Source organism: Acerihabitans sp. TG2 (assembly GCF_035013185.1).
Lineage (GTDB): Bacteria > Pseudomonadota > Gammaproteobacteria > Enterobacterales > Enterobacteriaceae > Acerihabitans.
On sequence record NZ_JAYGJO010000011.1, the window covers coordinates 110,343 to 127,830 of the forward strand.

At 54.1% G+C, this 17,488-nt stretch carries 17 protein-coding genes; 8 read left to right on the forward strand and 9 right to left on the reverse strand.

Translation table 11 applies throughout. The annotated features are described in order from the left end of the window. Positions 1 to 54: 54 nt before the first annotated feature. The 5 genes from SJI19_RS12020 to SJI19_RS12040 form a co-directional block, all read right to left on the reverse strand. Complete coding sequence (locus SJI19_RS12020) at positions 55 to 1,374, reverse strand: amidase (RefSeq protein WP_323478497.1); 1,320 nt, start codon at positions 1,372 to 1,374, stop codon at positions 55 to 57. Next, on the reverse strand, positions 1,371 to 2,834 hold the full coding sequence (locus tag SJI19_RS12025) for an amidase (protein ID WP_323478498.1): 1,464 nt from the start codon (positions 2,832 to 2,834) through the stop codon (positions 1,371 to 1,373). Before SJI19_RS12025 ends, SJI19_RS12020 begins: the two co-directional genes overlap by 4 nt. Before the next feature lie 3 nt (positions 2,835 to 2,837). Next, on the reverse strand, positions 2,838 to 3,254 hold the full coding sequence (locus SJI19_RS12030; protein ID WP_323478499.1) for a nuclear transport factor 2 family protein: 417 nt from the start codon (positions 3,252 to 3,254) through the stop codon (positions 2,838 to 2,840). A gap of 57 nt (positions 3,255 to 3,311) precedes the next feature. Next, positions 3,312 to 4,781, reverse strand: coding sequence for a 4-hydroxyphenylacetate 3-hydroxylase N-terminal domain-containing protein (locus SJI19_RS12035; protein ID WP_323478547.1), 1,470 nt, complete (start codon positions 4,779 to 4,781; stop codon positions 3,312 to 3,314). A gap of 644 nt (positions 4,782 to 5,425) precedes the next feature. Next, positions 5,426 to 5,872, reverse strand: a complete 447-nt coding sequence (locus tag SJI19_RS12040) for a hypothetical protein (RefSeq protein ID WP_323478500.1) — start codon at positions 5,870 to 5,872, stop codon at positions 5,426 to 5,428. A gap of 99 nt (positions 5,873 to 5,971) precedes the next feature. On the opposite strand from SJI19_RS12040, the gene SJI19_RS12045 reads away from it, so the two are divergent. The 5 genes from SJI19_RS12045 (at position 5,972) to SJI19_RS12065 (ending at position 11,378) form a co-directional block, all read left to right on the forward strand. After that, positions 5,972 to 6,991 (forward strand): putative B6 ABC transporter substrate-binding protein, encoded by a 1,020-nt coding sequence (locus SJI19_RS12045; RefSeq protein ID WP_323478501.1) that lies wholly within the window; start codon positions 5,972 to 5,974, stop codon positions 6,989 to 6,991. A 135-nt stretch (positions 6,992 to 7,126) separates the two neighbouring features. Further along, on the forward strand, positions 7,127 to 8,713 hold the full coding sequence (locus SJI19_RS12050; RefSeq protein ID WP_323478502.1) for a putative B6 ABC transporter ATP-binding protein: 1,587 nt from the start codon (positions 7,127 to 7,129) through the stop codon (positions 8,711 to 8,713). Beyond that, positions 8,710 to 9,810, forward strand: coding sequence for a putative B6 ABC transporter permease subunit 2 (locus tag SJI19_RS12055; RefSeq protein WP_323478503.1), 1,101 nt, complete (start codon positions 8,710 to 8,712; stop codon positions 9,808 to 9,810). The genes SJI19_RS12050 and SJI19_RS12055 overlap by 4 nt, the downstream gene beginning before the upstream one ends. Beyond that, a complete protein-coding gene (locus SJI19_RS12060; RefSeq protein WP_323478504.1) occupies positions 9,810 to 10,745 on the forward strand; it encodes a putative B6 ABC transporter permease subunit 1 in 936 nt (311 codons plus the stop codon). The genes SJI19_RS12055 and SJI19_RS12060 overlap by 1 nt, the downstream gene beginning before the upstream one ends. Positions 10,746 to 10,922: 177 nt before the next feature. Beyond that, a complete protein-coding gene (locus tag SJI19_RS12065; protein ID WP_323478505.1) occupies positions 10,923 to 11,378 on the forward strand; it encodes a nuclear transport factor 2 family protein in 456 nt (151 codons plus the stop codon). Positions 11,379 to 11,408: 30 nt separating this feature from the next. Here the strand turns inward: SJI19_RS12065 and SJI19_RS12070 are convergent, their stop codons facing one another. The 3 genes from SJI19_RS12070 to SJI19_RS12080 form a co-directional block, all read right to left on the reverse strand. After that, positions 11,409 to 11,792: a VOC family protein gene (locus SJI19_RS12070; protein ID WP_416347536.1), complete on the reverse strand. Its 384-nt coding sequence runs from the start codon at positions 11,790 to 11,792 to the stop codon at positions 11,409 to 11,411. Position 11,793: 1 nt separating this feature from the next. Next, positions 11,794 to 11,949, reverse strand: coding sequence for a hypothetical protein (locus tag SJI19_RS12075; protein ID WP_323478507.1), 156 nt, complete (start codon positions 11,947 to 11,949; stop codon positions 11,794 to 11,796). 336 nt (positions 11,950 to 12,285) lie between these two features. After that, entirely contained in the window at positions 12,286 to 12,618 is a 333-nt protein-coding gene (locus SJI19_RS12080; RefSeq protein ID WP_416347537.1) for an ArsR/SmtB family transcription factor, read from the reverse strand. Positions 12,619 to 12,687: 69 nt separating this feature from the next. On the opposite strand from SJI19_RS12080, the gene SJI19_RS12085 reads away from it, so the two are divergent. From SJI19_RS12085 to SJI19_RS12095, 3 genes are all read left to right on the forward strand, one after another. Beyond that, positions 12,688 to 13,776: an NADH:flavin oxidoreductase/NADH oxidase gene (locus tag SJI19_RS12085; protein ID WP_323478508.1), complete on the forward strand. Its 1,089-nt coding sequence runs from the start codon at positions 12,688 to 12,690 to the stop codon at positions 13,774 to 13,776. A gap of 265 nt (positions 13,777 to 14,041) precedes the next feature. Continuing rightward, the gene (locus SJI19_RS12090; protein WP_323478509.1) at positions 14,042 to 14,644 is read left to right on the forward strand and encodes a GNAT family protein; all 603 of its coding nucleotides are present in this window, start codon (positions 14,042 to 14,044) and stop codon (positions 14,642 to 14,644) included. A gap of 103 nt (positions 14,645 to 14,747) precedes the next feature. Continuing rightward, positions 14,748 to 15,434 carry a GntR family transcriptional regulator gene (locus SJI19_RS12095; RefSeq protein WP_323478510.1) on the forward strand — a complete coding sequence of 229 codons (687 nt, stop codon included), beginning with the start codon at positions 14,748 to 14,750 and terminating at the stop codon, positions 15,432 to 15,434. 29 nt (positions 15,435 to 15,463) lie between these two features. Here SJI19_RS12095 and SJI19_RS12100 read toward each other — a convergent pair whose 3' ends face one another. Then, positions 15,464 to 17,449, reverse strand: coding sequence for a beta-galactosidase (locus SJI19_RS12100; protein ID WP_323478511.1), 1,986 nt, complete (start codon positions 17,447 to 17,449; stop codon positions 15,464 to 15,466). Positions 17,450 to 17,488: the final 39 nt, after the last annotated feature.

A 17,488-nucleotide genomic window follows, 5' to 3' on the forward strand; every position in this document is an offset into this window, starting at 1 on the left:
TCTGAATACACAACCTGGGCTGTGCCCACGGTGGTACCTAAGCGCCACTGGCGGTTAATGACGAGATACCGCCGAGCCGGCGATCCGTAACTGCATTTCAACCGCCGCCGCACACCGTAACAATTGACGATCACCACCGGGCCGGCCAATCAGTTGTACCCCCACCGGCAGCCCATTCGGGCCGGTGACGGCGGGCAACGTCAGACAGGGTAAATGCAAGAGGGTCCAGGCACGGTTAAAAAACGGGTCGCCGGTATTATCTAACCCGATGGGTGCCTCACCGGCTGCCGCTGGCGTTATCAGCACGTCACACCCGTTAAACAATGCGCTCATGGCCAATTGCCGTGGTAGGCGCTGAGCCTGTGCCGCCAAATATTCAACCGAGGTGGCCTGTGCCTTAAGCGTGAGAAAATCACGGGTCGTGGGCGAAATCCGCGACGCCATGACTGAGCGTTCATATGCCAGTGCCTGGGTCACTTCCCAACCCATAACCGCATCGTGCATAACAAAAAGATCGCTGAACCAGGGCGGTACCGGCACGTCAATCACTACCGAACCGCTGTGTGACATCACTTGGGCGGTGTGTTCAATAGCCAACAGGGTTTCCGGCTGTGCCAATGTCCAGTCAGACGAAAAAAATACCCCCATCCGCAGCGCCAACCGATCATCGTCCCGATTGAGTGCAAAATCAGGACGCAACGCCACCGCACTGGCCACCAGCGCTGCGTCACGTACCGATCGGGTGATGATGCCGACCTGGTCCAGCGAATGGGATAACGCCTTAATGCCACTGGTGGTGATCAGACCGAAGCTCGGCTTATAGCCAACCACCCCACAGTAGGATGCCGGGCGGATCACGGAACCCGAGGTCTGGGTGCCGTAGGCGGCTAATGCCGTTCCGGCAGCCACCGCCGCGCAGGAACCGCTGGATGAGCCTCCAGGGGTGTGCAAGAGATTGTGCGGATTGCGGGTACCATTGGGACTGGCCATCGCCAACTCGGTACTGACCGTTTTGCCCAGCACAATGCCTCCCGCGCGGCGGGTTAGCGCCACACAACCGGCATCGGCTATCGGTTGAAATCCCTCATACATTGCCGAACCATAACCGGTGGCAATATCAGCGGTATCTATCACATCCTTAACACCAAACGGGATACCGGCCAGAGCCCCCTTTGACGCCCGGTTATCCACCGCCAGGGCGTAGCGCAGCGCATCTTCGCCCGCGAGCCGATGCCATGCTCCGGTTTGCGGGTCACGATCGGCGATGGCTTGCTGATAGGCGTGTGTTACCGCCGTCGCGCTCAGCGTTTGTTGGTGAATATGCTCGACCAGATCACAGGCATCCAACGCCAAAATTTGCTTATTTCTCATCATGATTGTTCCATCCAAAATGCGGAATGGCTGGCATGCAGTGCCGGCAGACGTCCCCACCAGGGCGCGGCGTGTTCAAGCTGGCCCGCCAGCGAAAATAGCCGGCTATCTTGTGCAAAACCGGCGCCGAAATGCACCCCTATCGGCAAGCCTTGCGCCGACATGCCTAACGGCACACTCATGGCGGGAAAACCGGCGGCGTTAAAGGCGCAGGTGAATGGGCCGTGCTGCCAGAAGTCGTCATAGAATTGATCGAGCGATGCATTGTCGCTAGCCATGTGGCCGATCGGCGGCGCTGTTTGTGTCGTCACCGGCGAGAGCAAAATGTCATAATCGGAAAAAAATCGCCCTAGGCCACGCGCCGTGGCGTGTAATTGATTCACCGCCAACAAATACGCTACGCCGCTGTGCGCCAGTGCCTCGGTTACCCAACTCCGGTTAACCGGTTCAAGCTGTGACAGGGCGTCGATAGCCGGGAAACGGCGTTGCCAACCTTCCACCGCGCTGGCAACATTAACGCCGGTGATCACCCGCCAGGCCATTTTCAGCGCCGCGGCGTCATACCCGGCATCGGCCACCGGTTCCACATGGTGGCCTAAGGATTCACACAACCGCGCAGCCTGCAGCACCGCCGCAACAATGGCCGGATCCACCGGGTCCCCTAGCGGCGAATCGACCAGTAAACCAATGCGTAACCGCCCCGGCCCACGGCTCACTGCGCTGAGATAGGTATCCACCGGCACCGGTGACGCATAAGGATCGCCAACATCGCCACCGGCAGTGACATCAAGCAACGCCGCACTGTCACGCACCGAACGCGTAACGGCGTGTGGTGTCGACATGCCCGCAATCCCCTCAACCAACACCGGCCCCAGCGGATTCACCATGCGCGAGGGTTTAAAACCGAACAAACCACAATGTGACGCTGGCACACGGGTCGATCCCGCGCCATCCGAAGCATTGGCCAATGGCACCAGACCTGCGGCCACCGCCGCCGCCGATCCCCCCGATGACCCGCCGGGACTGTGGGCCAACGACCATGGATTACGCGTGGCGCCAAATTCCGCCGGTTCGGTGACAAAACTCAGGGCAAACTCCGGTGTATTACTTTTACCAATCAGTTGCAGGCCACCCTGGCGATAACGTGCCGCTAACGTGCCGTCGGCAGGTGAAATCACCTGCTTAAACAGCCTGGAACCATTGGACAGGCGCATACCCGCCACCTCACATCCGGTATTTTTCAACAGGAACGGCACCCCGGCGAATGGCCCCTCGCTAATACCGTTCTTAAGGTGATCTCGCGCCAGATCGAGGTGATCGTGCACCACGGCGTTAAGCAGTGGATTGATGCGCGCAATGGCATCGGCGGCACTGTCGAGCAAATCCTCGGCGCTAACCTGCCGGTGTCTGACCAACTCCGCCAGCCCCAGTCCGTCATATTGCGTGTACTCTTTCACAATCATGATTTAGGCCATCTGTTGTTTGAAGTGGGCTACGTTCCAATAATCACGAACATTCTCAATGCCTGCCGGCGACACGCAAAACAGATGCACACCGTCAAGCACCAACGGTGTGGCCGACCGGCCGGCGCTGGGGACAGTGTCGGTACTCGTACGTGTAATCATGCCGTTCATGCGATAAAACACCACCCGATGGTCAGCACAAGCAACCTGACTAAGCACCGTCCACTGAACGTCGGTTATCAGGTTGAACAGCGATGCCAACCCGTGAGCAATGGCTTCTTGGCCAACGTTACGTTTCCCTAGCGCCATCTCCTCATGCCAGCCCTGATCGGTATAAAGCCGGCTCGCCGAACCCGCATCGTGGTGATTGTAAGCTTGGTAAAACGCGCTAATCAGCGGGTCTGGCGTCAATGCGGACATAGAATTCTCCTGAGGCGACAACTCGGCGGCGCAACCGGCCGCCGACCGACAAATGGACTAGGCAAGCCCCGCCAGCTTTTTCACTTGTTCAACAAATTTATCGCGTTTCACCTCGTCAAACAGACGGGCACGCAAACGCGGCGCCGGGCTGGAATTGACGTTTTCAAACAGCGCTACGCGACCGGCCAAGGCGCCAGTCGTCATGTCCCAGATAAAGTTCATCAGCTGTTCTTTCTCCATGGCGCTAGCGCCATGCCCCACCAAAAGATCGCGCAGGTGATGGCCAATGTCCGGATTATCAAACGCCGCTTTGCCAAAGCGCATGACCAACCCCTGCCCACACATCTCCTGCAGGGTATGGATAATGTGCGGATAATGTGCAATGGAATACAGACGTCCGGTGGTCAGCATGCCGACATCCGGCGCCATAACGCCGCCTTCCGTCAGCGTGGCTTTGGCTTCCGCTGCATAGATGAAGGCGCGTAGCGTCTGGGCATATTCAATCAGTTCCCCGAGCATCGCCTGCACCGCAGGAATACGGCCCGTGCCCAGCACATCAAGCACCATTTGACCGGCACCGACAAACAATTCGGCTTTGACGGCCAAACGCGTCAACACATGCCAGTGAGCAAATACGCACACCGGACCGTAATACTGCATGGCCGTCGGATCGCCGAGATTGAAGATACGGTCGGTTGGCACAAAAACGTTGTCAAAAATAATGAATTGATCGGCCTCTTCCCCTTTGTGGGCGATCGGGTGGTCAAAGGGGTCACTGCCCGGCTGCGATACCATCTCGCGGGAGATCAATTTGATACCTTCGGAGTTGACCGGAATCGATCCCCAGATACAGGCTTCCGGCGGTGTCTCTTGTATACCACCAAGGTTAGTGAAGAAGATTTCGTTGGCCTGTGCCGCAATCGATCCCACCGTTTTGGCGCCGGAAACGCGGATCCCACCCTTCTCGATACGTTTCACCCGCAGCAACGACGCTTCGCCAGCTTTCGGCGAGGAACGGTCGGTTTGCGGCCCGGCAAGGCTCTCCGATGCGGTCAGGTTATTGTCTCGTCCATACTCCAGATAGCGTTCAATGTTTTCGGCGAAATCAGGCTGGCAACCGTCAAAGGTTGATTTTTTCTGTTTAAATGTGGGCAGGTAAGCCCGCAAACCCACAGCAATCGCCGGCGCGAGATCCGGCGGACGACCGAAAGTGCCGCCGGTTTTCAGACTGGTGTACTCGATCATTTTGCGTCGGTCTTGCAGATCCTGCTGGGTTTGCGGAACCTGCCAGGCACGGCTAACGATGGCACCGCTATGCGGATCGCGATAGGTGGTGGCCTCAGAAAACTCATCAGTGAACTGGTCATCAAACATGGATGCGAGCAAATCAATACCCGCAGCCAACGCAGGTTGGTCGGTGACTTTTTCACACTTTTCGCCGTTAACCCATAGCTGGCGTCCATCATCCAGAGAGGCTTTAAATTCGGCGCCGGTTTTTAATTTATGTTCAACCTGCTGTTTCAACATCGCTGTCACTGTTAACCCCCTATATCAATCCAGCGTGACGTCTTGGTGCCGACGCCGCTTATCATGGCGAAAAAAAACGTGGCGCTTCAAACCACTAGCCCAGGCATTGATCGGCGCAGCGGGTTGTACCTGGCGTGGGACGCGTTGTGAAGGATCTTAGATAACCATAAGCAACCAAATTAGACAACCAATTATTCGCTATGATTTTAATGGTTGATAATGAAAGGTTGAATTAAAAAACATTTAATAACATGACGTTAATCAAAAAACAAACCAGTAAACCTCTGCTGTCATAAGAAATCCCTCTCGTGTAAGGTCTACTATCCTTTTTTATTATGGTTGAACCTGTTGACTGGGAATACCGACGCATCAAAACATAAACATAACGTTATGTTATATATTAATTAAAAATCATAATCTCTCAATAATCGCTAAGATATAAATACATTTTTACGACCAAAAAAAGCACGACTAGAGGGTATTGGTTGGATATTTGATTGACCGCATGAAAAATGCCGGTATATTTTGGTTGGCAAGGACGTTGCGTTAGAGAATCGAACCGGGTCGACGTTTCTGCCCGGTGAAATTGGAGGGTGGACGATATCAACGTGGGGTATTGACGGGCACGTTGGCCCGGTCACCCTTCACCCCACCGGCGTCACGGTGTTCTGGCAACGCACCCGATCTCCCTGCACATGGCATTGCAACGAAATGGACCCCGGCGCGACGCCACGACGATCAGGCAGGGTCAGTTGCTGGCGGGTGTTATAGGCGTTACCGCGCTCACCACACCACAGGCTCTGAACCGGCATCTGGTCTTGATGGATGTTAAGTAGATAAATTTCGCCGCTGTCGATATTTTTCCACAGCGTAACATGTAGGGTTTTACCTGACTGAATATCACCCAAGGGTACCGAATACCAATGGGCGGTGGAAACGGAACAGGTCAGCGGGTTATTTCCGCGGTTAGTTAACGTCAGCGGAATAATACTTAGCCCCTGAGTTCCTCGGCCAATTATACTCTTTTGCTCAGCGAAACTGGCTGTGCTGTTTATTAATAAGAGGAATAGCAATGATGCCCAAACTTTCATAATAACTCCCAATGCGACCGAAAAAATTGGCTGACAAAACCACAGCAAAGTTTTTTTCCGAACAAAAGTCAACAATTAGTTTTTTAAGGGTGGAATACGATGATGATGCGCGCGCAAAAATATGCTGGAACCCTGCTACTGCTGACGGCTATGTGCAGTTCCGCTTTCGCGGTTGAAGTAAAATCCATTGCTATATTAACACCGGAATCAGGTACGGATTTTGGTTGGAACCAGCAAGGAATTGACGCGGCTAAGGCGGCGGGAAAAGCAGAACATGTCAAGGTGATGGTGGCGGAAAATCTCGGCTACGGCGATATCCGGCCGACGCTGCGCGACCTCAGCGATGACGGTGCGCAACTGCTGATAGCCCACGCCAGCGGCTACAACATGGCAGCGCCGGAAATTGGCGCGCAGGCCCACGTTGCAGTGGCCATTACCGATCGCCCTGATGCGAGGAAACCAGGCGCGGTGGCCGACTATACCTCAAGCGGTCACGAAGGGGCATATCTGGCTGGCGTCCTGGCCGCAAAGATGACGCACACCGGCACCGTGGGCATTGTGGTGTCAGGGGAACCCCCCTCGTGGAATGCCCAATCCACCGCGTTCATTCAGGGTGTCAAGGCCACCAAACCTGGGGTGAAAATTCGTTATGCGGTGATAGGTCCGGCCGCTTACAGCGATGCAGCCGGGGGTAAACGCGTCACCAGTTCGGTGATTGCCGCGGGTGCCGACATTATTTTCGGCCAGGGTAATGGTTCGAGCTTTGGCATGTTGCAAGCCGTGGAAACCAGCAAAGCAAATGATGGCGGCAAAGTTTATTTCATCGATGTCATTGGTGATAAATCAAGTATTGATAAAGGCCATCTTCTGAGCTCGGTTATTTGGAACCTGACGCCGGTATTTACCGCAATGATCGACGATTTAAAAGCGGATAAATTTGGTAGCCGAAATTACACTACCTCCTTAAAAGAAGGCTCGATCAGTTTATTACATACCAAACATATTCCAGATGATGTATGGAAACAGGTTGAAGCAGTAAGCGCAGATATCAGCAGCGGCAAATTGTCCATAACGCCGCATTATGACGCTAAATTTTTGCATGATTTATTAGGTTCTTAATACGGGTAAACCTGCATAAGTCGCGTGTCAGGAAGGCAAACGCTCATACCACTGGAAGAATGACGGGCATACCTTGAATAATTGCGCCGCAGCCCCTTATCGGGTGCGGCGCCCCATGGCTAACCGGGGCATGTTATGAATAATGCTGTTGAGACCACACAGCCGTTGGTTGCGGTCAGGAAACTGTCGAAACGCTTTCCGGGCATACTGGCCAATGACCAGATTAGCCTCGATCTCTGGCCGGGAGAAGTTCACGTCTTGCTTGGGGAAAATGGCGCAGGCAAGTCCACACTGGTCGGGATGCTGTCTGGGTTACAACAGCCGGATGAAGGCGAGATTGTGATTAACGGCCACCGACAGGTCATCACGTCGCCCCGTCGGGCGCTACAGCTGGGTATCGGTACGGTTTTTCAACATTCCATGATGGTACCGACCCTGACGGTGGCTGAAAATCTGGCCCTCGGGGAACCCTGGTGGCAACGGCCAAACCGTCAGCACTGTGCTCAGGAAATCGTCCGTATATCCCGTGAGATCGGTGTAAAGGTCAATCCATCGAGTCCGGCCGGCGCACTGTCTTTGGGTGAACAGCAGCAGGCAGAGATTGTTCGCTCACTGTTGCGCGGCAGTCGTTTGCTTATTCTTGATGAAGCCACCGCCATGCTCACGCCGCGCAATGCACAGGAGCTTGGCGAGTTAATGCGCCGTTTAGTGGCGCAAAACCTGGCGGTGGTGTTTATCACCCACAAACTCAATGAAGCACTGGCTTATGGTGATCGGATTTCCGTACTGAGAAGCGGCCGTAAGGTCGGTGAAATCCCACCGGCGCGTTTAAAACAGCTCGATAACGCCGGTGCAATGCGTGAAGTCGTCAGCCTGATGTTTAATCTCGCCCCCCAACCCCCGTCGGACGTTGCCGCTGTGTTGCCCGTGCCCCACCCAGGGCTGCCGGTGTGGAAACCTAAGGACTTTAGCGGGGTAAAACCGCTGTTGGAGATCATGGCGCTAGGCATTACCGACGGTGAAATGTCGGTATCACATGTCGAGCTAAAAATCCGACCCGGGGAGATTCTAGGAATTGCCGGGATCGATGGCAACGGCCAGAAACAGCTCGCCGAGGGGGTTGCCGGACAGCGCCCGCTACGCGAAGGGCGGATTTTTCTCCAGGGGACGTCTATCGAGGATCTTAGCATCGGTCAACGGCGGCGGCTCGGGTTGCGCTATGTCACCGACGATCGCCTCACGGAAGGCACCGTGGGTGGATTTTCCGTTGCCTTGAATCTGGTGCTAAAACAGATTGGTGAGGCACCCTTCTGGCAACGGGGCATTGAACAACCGGGTCGGATTGCCGAGCACGCTCGGCGATTGATAAACGCATTTGATGTACGCACGCCGACTATCGATACAGCCTGCGGCACGCTGTCCGGTGGCAATATTCAGAAGGTGCTGCTGGCGCGGGAATTATCCGGTTTCACCAAAGCGGTACTTTTCGCCAAACCGACCTATGGCTTGGATTTGCAAAATATCGCCGCCACGCGGCGTCGAATACGTGAGGCGGCGGAACAAGGGCTAGCCGTGATGCTGATTTCAACCGATCTGGAAGAGATCATTGAGCTTGCCGATAACATCGCCGTGATGTCACAAGGACGTATCGTCGGTCAGGTGACCAACGGCAGCGAGGCCCGGCAACAGGTAGGTAAACTGATGAGTGGGATGACGTTATGAACAGCCAGAGCAGCACGCCAGATTCACCGTTAACCGGGCACCAGACCGACACCAGACCACGGTTGGTAATGCCAACGTGGCTTATCAGCACCGCATTTTCAGTCGGCCCGGTCATTATTGCACTGCTGATCACCGGTTCATTGCTGATGCTAATGGGGGTAAATCCGCTAACGTATTATGGCTACATTGTTCATAAAGGCTTATTGACCTCTTCCGGCATCCAGGCGACGTTAACCCATATGGGGCCACTGCTGTTGATCGCCGCCAGCCTGATAGTGGCGTTTCGCGCCGGGATATGGAATCTCGGGGGTGACGGCCAGTTTTTATTAGGGGCGGTACTGGCAGCAGCCTGCGCGCCAATCATGATCACCTGGCTACCCATGTGGCTGACATTACCCGTGTGCATGGTGCTGGGGGCGCTGATAGGCGGCGTATGGGCCTTGCTGCCTGGTTTTCTGAAAGCCTACCACCAGATAAATGAAATCATCACCACCATGATGATGTCGTTTCTTGGAATTTCGCTGGCCAATGTCTTGGTAAAGCTGGTGTTTTTAGATCCCGGCACCACGGTGCCGCAAACCCGCACGCTGGATATTAGCCATCGACTGCCCGCCGTATTCGGTAGCCAGATTTCCAGTGGGTTGTTCATTGGCCTGGCGGCGATCGTTGCCGTGCATCTGCTGATGACCCGCACGTCATTTGGACTGCAACTGCGCGTCGTGGGCGCCAATACCCGAGCCGCCGTGCACGCCGGTCTGCCGGTCACCTGGCTGACGCTGGCAGTATTTGCGCTTTCTTCCGCACTGGCCGGACTGGCCGGTGCAGTGGATGTGCTGAGCATTCAGGGTAATGTCCGCGCCGACTGGAATCCGGCTTACAGTCTGACCATAGTGCCACTGGTTTTTCTGGCGAGGTTCAACGGTTATGCCACCGTGCTGTTCGTGATGGCGTTTTCAATTTTGTCGATTGGCGGGGAAAGCGCTGCGCGCATGCTGGGCGTGCCGAATTTTTTCACCCTGGTCACCGTGGCAATTTTGCTGATGGTACTGGCGTTATCCGAGTTGATTGAGCGCCGCCGTACGGCAAAAAGGAGCTGATGATGGATCTTTTCACACAGGCGTTTCTCACTGCGTTATTGGTTGGGGTCGTCACCTCGGGACTGCCGCTGCTGCTGGCCGGATTGGGGGAACAGATTTCGGAAAAAGCCGGTGTTTTGAATATCGGCATTGAGGGCATGATGCTGATGGGCGCGTATCTGGGATTTTATGTCGCCTGGCGCAGCGACTCGTTAGCGCTGGGATTTGTCGGGGGCGCGGCCGGTGGCCTACTGGTCGCCGCCTTGATGATGATATTCTGTGTCTGGCTGGGGCTAAACCAGATTGTTATCGGCATTGCGCTCACGCTCGGTGCCGAAGGTGCCACCGCCTTATTGCATTATATCCAGTTCAGCCGCACCTACCCACGTCTTGGCAGTATTGAATCGCTAGCGATACCTGGACTTTCCACCATTCCGGTCATTGGGCGCGCACTGTTTAATCAACCGGCCATCGTTTATTTGTCGATAGCCGCCATCGCGCTACTGGCCCTCGTCTACCGCCATAGCAATCTGGGACTATATCTTCAGGCGGCAGGCGATAAACCCGCCGCACTGGATTCGGCCGGGGTCGATGTGATCCGCACACGCAGCGTGGCGGTACTGATCACCGGTGTCATGGCCGGGCTGGGTGGTGCTTACATGGCCAACGTCGGTGCGGGACTGTTTATTCCCTTCATGACCAATGGCAGCGGTTTCATCGGTATCGTGCTGGCGATGTTGGCCCGCGGTCGTCCGTTATGGGTGCTGGGGGGGGCCACACTGTTCGGCGGTTGCCTGTCCTTGGCCACCGCGCTACAGGTGGCGGGCGTGGATATCCCAACCGACGTGATCCAGATGCTGCCATTTACGGCGGTGATGCTGGTGTTACTGCTGTTTGGACGGCATGCCCGCTTACCCAATGCGCTAGGCGTGGCGTATCTTCGGGGCGAACGTTAACCAATGACTCGAGGCGTATTATTTAGTTATTTTCTTTTTTCTACACCTACAGTTAATCCCATAAACTGACGATAACACCTCCTAAGACCATGCGTATCACGCATCTGGATCAATCGAAGTCACGGCGGTTATAACGCCGTGACTTATTCCCCATAGTTCATAACGAAGGGAAAAATCATGATCGACACGCATTCTGTTGCCGCGCCCATTTCGGCAATCATTGAACAATTAACAAATGTTTATCGCCAGCTCGATGAGAGCCATCTGGCGATATTACCCGAGATTTACCATGCAGAGGTGGTATTTATCAACCCCATAAGTCAACGCAGTGGCATCGATGCGCTGGTAAATTATTACAGCCAACTGCTTACGAAAATGAATTATTTCCATTTGGATATTCATAAATCGCTCATTGTCGGCGACGAAGCCACATTATTTTGGCGTATGCGTTATTCACACCCGGCATGTGACGATGGTGAAGCGCTGGAACTCGAGGGGATAAGCCATATCAAAATCGCCGATCAACGTATCCTGTACCAACAGGATTATTATGATTTGGGCGCCATGATCTATGAACATGTGCCGCTGCTGGGTAACGCGATAAAAGCGCTAAAAAACCGGCTTAAACGATGAGTCATCGCTGGTGATAATGCACCTGGCGACTTAACTGTCGCCAACATGATCAACCTGCCCGATCGCTTCGCGGTCAACATTGACGACTGGCCAGGTGGTGTTTTGCAGCACGATCCTGTAACCATCATGATCTTCATAGGTCAAACCATTGACCTGCCAATATTGATTGAATGCCTCAACTTCGATAAAACCTGCCTCAACCATGTTATGGCAGGACAATGCCCATTGTTGCTGATCGGCAATGTAAAAAACCAGCAAATCTTCAGCCGATGGCGACGGTAAAACCGGATGGGTGTGGCATTGGGTAAATTCGATATGACAGCATAATTCTTCAGCGCCTAACATCACACCGCTGAAACCGTCATGATGACTGAAGCAGGCTATCCGCTTTAAGCCGAGGCCATGGCAATACATCTCACCACTCTTGGTGATATCCGTGACCGGTCTCTCGTTTCTTGCCCAGTTCTGAATCGTCAATGGCCTTGCCCAACATCCTTAACGCGGCGATGACGCTGGGTGCGGCTTGTTCAAAAGCAGGCCAATCGCTTCGGCGTTCAAATAAAGCTGTCATAGCGCACTCCAAATAGTTAATTAAAGGACTCTACTGCACGGGGTTTTGGCTTGTCATTCTCAAACTATCTCAAAAAAACAATTATTGAGATAGTTTATTCATTCTGGCGATACTGTATCGGGTGATACTAGGACGAATAGAGTATTTTTTTACTGAACCATCGCGCGCCAACCGGAGTTGATAGCCTACTGAGGTCGGTCGTTCATACCCGCGCCGGTATGGGAGGCCTGTTGTTATGGTTCTGCGGTCTGACGGTTGTCTGGTTTGTCATGTTTTGCGATTAATGCATCGGATCGAAAATCACTGCGGGGAATGCTGCATTAAGCCCAGCTTTGGTTAAGCTGATTGCGACAAGATAGCGTCCAGCAAGCCCGGAAAACGACCCTGCAGTTCACTACGGCGCAACGAGTTGATATGGGTGGTGCCAACATTTTTGGTGTGAACCAGGCCGGCATCGCGCAATACGCGAAAATGGTGGGAAACGCTGGATTTAGGCCGGCCACCGTCCAGTTCACCGCAGCTGGCTTCGCCCAGTTGGCCGAGACGCCGCACAATCTCCAGACGCACCGGGTCGCTCAAGGCGTAAAGTACGCGCTCGAGAATAAATTCATTGGCAGTGGGGTGTTTGTAAGGACGCATAACAAAAGTATAGCGAAAAAGTTGCCACAAATCTATTATTCGAATATTATCGAAATATAGAACCAGTAACATCACTCGCTATAAAGGCAGGATAAGAATATGTCAGCACTGTTTCAACCATTTACGTTAAAGGGTATCACGCTGCGCAACCGTATCGCCGTGCCGCCGATGTGCATGTATAGTGCCAAGGACGGTCTGATTAACGACTGGCATCAGGTGCATCTGGCCTCACTGGCGCGTGGTGGTGCCGGTCTGGTGATCGTTGAGGCGACCGCCGTGGCACCTGAGGGCCGGATCACCCCCGGCTGCGCCGGCATTTGGAATGACGATCTGGCCCAGGCATTTGTGCCGGCGGTCAAGGCTATCAAAGCAGCCGGCGCCGTGCCCGGCATCCAGATTGGCCACGCCGGACGTAAGGCCAGCGCCAACGTTCCTTGGGAAGGCGATGACCATATTCCCGCTGGCGATCCTCGCGGCTGGCAGACCATTGCCCCCTCGTCCATCGCCTTCGGCGCCAATTTGCCCAAGCTACCGCAGGCCATGTCGCTTGACGATATCGCCCGGGTACGCGATGACTTTGTGGCGGCGGCCCGCCGGGCCCGCGACGCCGGGTTCGAGTGGCTAGAGTTGCACTTCGCCCACGGCTATCTGGCCCAGAGCTTTTTCTCCGCTCATTCCAACCAGCGTAGTGACCAATACGGCGGCAGCGCGGAAAATCGCGGCCGTTTTCTGCTGGAAACCCTGGCAGCGGTGCGTGAAGTGTGGCCGGAGCATCTGCCCCTGACTGCCCGTTTTGGCGTATTGGAATTCGACGGACGCGACGAACAAACCCTGATGGAATCCATTGAACTGACGCGGCGTTTTAAACTCGCCGGACTGGATATGCTCAGCGTCAGCATCGGTTTCTCCACCCCTGAGGCCAATATCCCTTGGGGACCGGGTTTTATGGGCCCCATTGCCCAGCGGGTACGCCGGGAAGCCGGGATACCGGTGGCGTCAGCCTGGGGCTTTGGCACGCCGGCCATTGCTGAACAGGCGGTGAAAGAACAGCAGTTGGATCTGGTGATGGTCGGCAAAGCTCATCTGGCCGATCCGCACTGGAGTTATTTTGCCGCCCGTGAACTGGGCATTGACCGGCCATCCTGGGTATTACCGGCGCCTTATGCTCACTGGCTGGAACGTTATTAGGCGTCATCCTGCCTATCAACCAACATAAATCACCGAAATGAGTTGATCGGAGAAGGCAGTACGGCAACAGGGTACTGCCTTGGTATTGTTTGTTTCCTGCATTGCACTCAACGATGTTTATTGGGTACGCGTTTTACCTCAAAGCCTCCCATTGCCATGGTTAACACATTGTGATAAATCTTGTTAACTCCCCCTCATTGCAGGGGTTAGCGTATTCCCACTCACTATTTGGACGCGCTATTTGGACGCGCTATTTGGACGCACTATGGATACACATTTTCCCCCGTTAATCCAACCCCTATTAACCGGCAATCTTATCGAACTGCGCCCTTTGCAACCAGATCATCGCCAGGCGCTGCTGAACGCCGCCGCGGATGGAGAATTATGGAATTTGAAGGTCACAGCGGTCCCCGGACCCGACACGGTTGAGGGTTACATCGCCACGGCAATGGCACAACGGCAGGCCGGCACGGCAATGCCTTATATCATCGTGTGTCGTGATACCGATCGGGCGGTGGGCTGTACCCGCTTATGGAAAATGGATCCGCTGAATAGGAACCTGGAAATTGGTCATACCTGGCTGAGTGGGTCGGTGCAACGCACCGGCGTTAATACGGAGGCGAAATTTTTGTTATTGCAGTATGCCTTTGAGACGCTCAACTGTATTCGCGTTCAATTCACCACCGATGAACTTAATGAAACCTCGCGCGCAGCGATCTTGCGCCTCGGCGCAACCCAGGAAGGCATCATCCGCCATGAAAGGATCATGCCCAATGGTCGCAAGCGCAATTCAGTGCGTTTTAGTCTTATTGATGACGACTGGTCTGAGGTAAAGGCCAGGTTACAACAAAAACGCCGTCTGGAGTAACAACCAAGGCGCCGGTAGGGATGAAAACCGCTGGCGCTTCGCCGCCCTCGCCTTTAGACTTGCAAGATCATTTCCAAAACTATTGTTATATGGATATTACCGCATGCCAACTGCCTACACGCTGACTGCCAGCGAGCCGGTCAATCAACAGATTTACCGTTTGTTGCGCCAGGATATCGTGACGTGCGAGATTGCGCCGGGCACACTGTTATCTGAAAAAGAAATATCCATCCGCTTTGCGGTATCGCGACAGCCGGTGCGCGAAGCCTTTATAAAATTGGCTGAAGCAGGATTAATTCAGGTATTGCCACAGCGCGGCACCTTTGTCAGAAAAATTTCCCTACGTCGTGTTGCCGATGGGCGTTTTATTCGCGAGGCCCTGGAAACCGCCGTGGTACGTCGTGCCGCCGTCGATGCCACTGCCGACTACCTGACCAAACTCGATCACAATATTGAATTGCAAAAATTGGCCGCGCAAAATCACAACAGCCAGGACTTTTTGCAGCTTGACGATGAATTTCACCGGTTAATTGCCTTAAGCATTGATTGTGAGCTGGCATGGAATACGGTGGAAAACATTAAAGCGGCGATGGACCGGGTGCGTTATTTAACCTTGCGCGAAGTTTCGCCGCCAGACCAACTGGTTGCTCAGCATATCGGTATTTTAAACGCCATCAAATCCAAAGATGCGGATGTTGCCGAAGACGCCATGCGCCGCCATTTGCGGGAAATGATCGTCTCCATTGCCCCCATTGCTCAGAACAATAGCGACTGGTTCGACGATAACTGAACGGCTGGCTAACGCTGCACGTCATGTTTTCATTGGCGTGGTTCTATCAGGATCCGCACATCAAAAGGCGCCAGCAGCAACTCGCCCGCGACCGGTTCGCCGGTGAACGCGTCATAACGGCTGTATTCCGTCAGGGCAACCGTTTTATTTTCTTTTGACAGGTTGAGTACAAACAGGACACGTTTGTCTTGATCACTGCGGATAGAAAGCTCAACGTCTCGGGGCAGGTCAGGGCAAAATTCGATGGCACACGCGCGGATAATTGGGGCAAAAAACCGCTGGTAACCCCTATCATCGAGCACCGTTCCGATATAATAAACCTGCCCTTTGCCAAACGCATTGACCGTAACCGCCGCCTGGCCGCTAAAGTAGTCGCTGGCATAACAGCCGAGGATGGTGGCGGTGGTAGGCTCCACGATATCACACCACTGGGAACAGCCCACCATCTCTGCCCCTAACCTGATTTGCTGCCGATCGTGTCCAACCGGATCGTATTCTGCTACCCGAACACCTGCGAGGCGACTTAACAAGCCCGGCAGGTCATCCGGCTGGCAAACATTATTGTCATGCTTAACCCCCGAGCGCGTGGTCAACACCACGATTCCGCCGGCGGTGACAAAACGTTCCAGCGTCGCTACCACGGTGGCATTTTCAAGGAACAGATAAGGGGCAATGACGATTTTATAATCATCAATACGCTCAAGCCAATTGATAACGTCGATACCAATCCCTTGCTGCACCAGCACTCGATGCAACTGTTTAACGTTATTAAAATAATTGAAACCATCGCATTGTGGTTGAACCGTAAAGGCATTCAACTGTTGGTGGGAAAACAGGATGGCAACATCGTTGTGCAGTTGGGTGCCATCAATCACCTCGGCGAGTCGGGCCACTTCTTGGGAAAACTGGCTAAACTCTCGTAGCCGTCGGCCGGGATGGCCATGGTGATCCAGTAACCCATGCCAGAACTGTTCGGCACCCACGCGAGCGGTACGCCAGCGAAAATTGACCACAACATCGGCGCCTCGGGAGATGCTTTGCCAGGCATAGGCGCGGATCATGCCAGGGAAAGGTGCCCGCGACATCGGATGCCAGCACCCCGGCGTTCCACTGAGCTGTTCCATCACCCAAAAATTCCGACGTTTTACCCCGCGGGTTAAATCCAGTGTCAACGCACCATGATAGATATTGGCCTTCTCATCATGTTGTAAATCAGTGCTGGGATAATAATCCACCGCAGCAAAATCCATCGAGGCAAACAGATCGTAATAGTCACCCACCACCGGATAGCCCCACAGATTATGGGTAATAAAATGATCGGGGCAATACTGGCGTATCAACTCTGCCTGAAAACGGTTGAAATCCGCTGCTGAATCAGAAGTGAAACGACAAAAATCGAGTAATAACGAGGGGTTTTGATAAGGTGAACCGCCCAGTGGTGTGGTCACTTGCGACCATGAACCGTATTCACCGCTCCACACCACCGTGCCCCATTGATGATTCAGGTTGGATAATGCGCCATATTTTCGTTGCAGCCAGGTGGTGAATGCGCGACGGCAATGTTCGCAATGGCAATCATTGGCCACAATTTCATTATCGGTTTGCCAGCCAATCACCGCTGGATGGTCGGCATAATGCTGCGTAAGCTGTTCAATGATCCGTTGTGCACACTGACGTAATGACGGGCTGTTATAACAGCGGTGGCAACGAACGCCAGGATAAACCCGTTGCTGTTGATGATTGACCGGCAAGACATCGGGATACTGTTCCACCAGCCAGCGGGGCGGTGCCGCCGTAGGGGTGCCGATAACCACCTTGATATTCTGGGCGTGAAACAGTGAAATTGCCTCATCCAGCCAGGTAAAATCAAAGCGACCTTCCGTCGGCTCAAGCCGTGACCAGGCAAATTCCGCCAATCGCACCAGACTGATGCCCGCTGATTTCATGGCCAGAGCATCTTGTGCCCAAAGGGCAGGGTCCCAATGTTCCGGATAATAGTCGACGCCTACCTGCATTATCGCCCCCACACGTGTTCGTTTACGCACCCAATAGCC

Excerpts from the sequence above, each read along its gene's own strand:
- SJI19_RS12050 (WP_323478502.1), top strand. The coding sequence starts at position 7,127 with ATGAATAATGCTGTTGAGACCACACAGCCGTTGGTTGCGGTCAGGAAA.
- SJI19_RS12070 (WP_416347536.1), bottom strand. The coding sequence starts at position 11,792 with ATGTATTGCCATGGCCTCGGCTTAAAGCGGATAGCCTGCTTCAGTCAT.
- SJI19_RS12060 (WP_323478504.1), top strand. The coding sequence starts at position 9,810 with ATGATGGATCTTTTCACACAGGCGTTTCTCACTGCGTTATTGGTTGGG.
- SJI19_RS12065 (WP_323478505.1), top strand. The coding sequence starts at position 10,923 with ATGATCGACACGCATTCTGTTGCCGCGCCCATTTCGGCAATCATTGAA.
- SJI19_RS12025 (WP_323478498.1), bottom strand. The coding sequence starts at position 2,834 with ATGATTGTGAAAGAGTACACGCAATATGACGGACTGGGGCTGGCGGAG.
- SJI19_RS12045 (WP_323478501.1), top strand. The coding sequence starts at position 5,972 with ATGATGATGCGCGCGCAAAAATATGCTGGAACCCTGCTACTGCTGACG.
- SJI19_RS12035 (WP_323478547.1), bottom strand. The coding sequence starts at position 4,781 with ATGTTGAAACAGCAGGTTGAACATAAATTAAAAACCGGCGCCGAATTT.
- SJI19_RS12100 (WP_323478511.1), bottom strand. The coding sequence starts at position 17,449 with ATGCAGGTAGGCGTCGACTATTATCCGGAACATTGGGACCCTGCCCTT.
- SJI19_RS12075 (WP_323478507.1), bottom strand. The coding sequence starts at position 11,949 with ATGACAGCTTTATTTGAACGCCGAAGCGATTGGCCTGCTTTTGAACAA.
- SJI19_RS12040 (WP_323478500.1), bottom strand. The coding sequence starts at position 5,872 with ATGAAAGTTTGGGCATCATTGCTATTCCTCTTATTAATAAACAGCACA.
- SJI19_RS12085 (WP_323478508.1), top strand. The coding sequence starts at position 12,688 with ATGTCAGCACTGTTTCAACCATTTACGTTAAAGGGTATCACGCTGCGC.
- SJI19_RS12095 (WP_323478510.1), top strand. The coding sequence starts at position 14,748 with ATGCCAACTGCCTACACGCTGACTGCCAGCGAGCCGGTCAATCAACAG.
- SJI19_RS12030 (WP_323478499.1), bottom strand. The coding sequence starts at position 3,254 with ATGTCCGCATTGACGCCAGACCCGCTGATTAGCGCGTTTTACCAAGCT.
- SJI19_RS12020 (WP_323478497.1), bottom strand. The coding sequence starts at position 1,374 with ATGATGAGAAATAAGCAAATTTTGGCGTTGGATGCCTGTGATCTGGTC.
- SJI19_RS12055 (WP_323478503.1), top strand. The coding sequence starts at position 8,710 with ATGAACAGCCAGAGCAGCACGCCAGATTCACCGTTAACCGGGCACCAG.
- SJI19_RS12090 (WP_323478509.1), top strand. The coding sequence starts at position 14,042 with ATGGATACACATTTTCCCCCGTTAATCCAACCCCTATTAACCGGCAAT.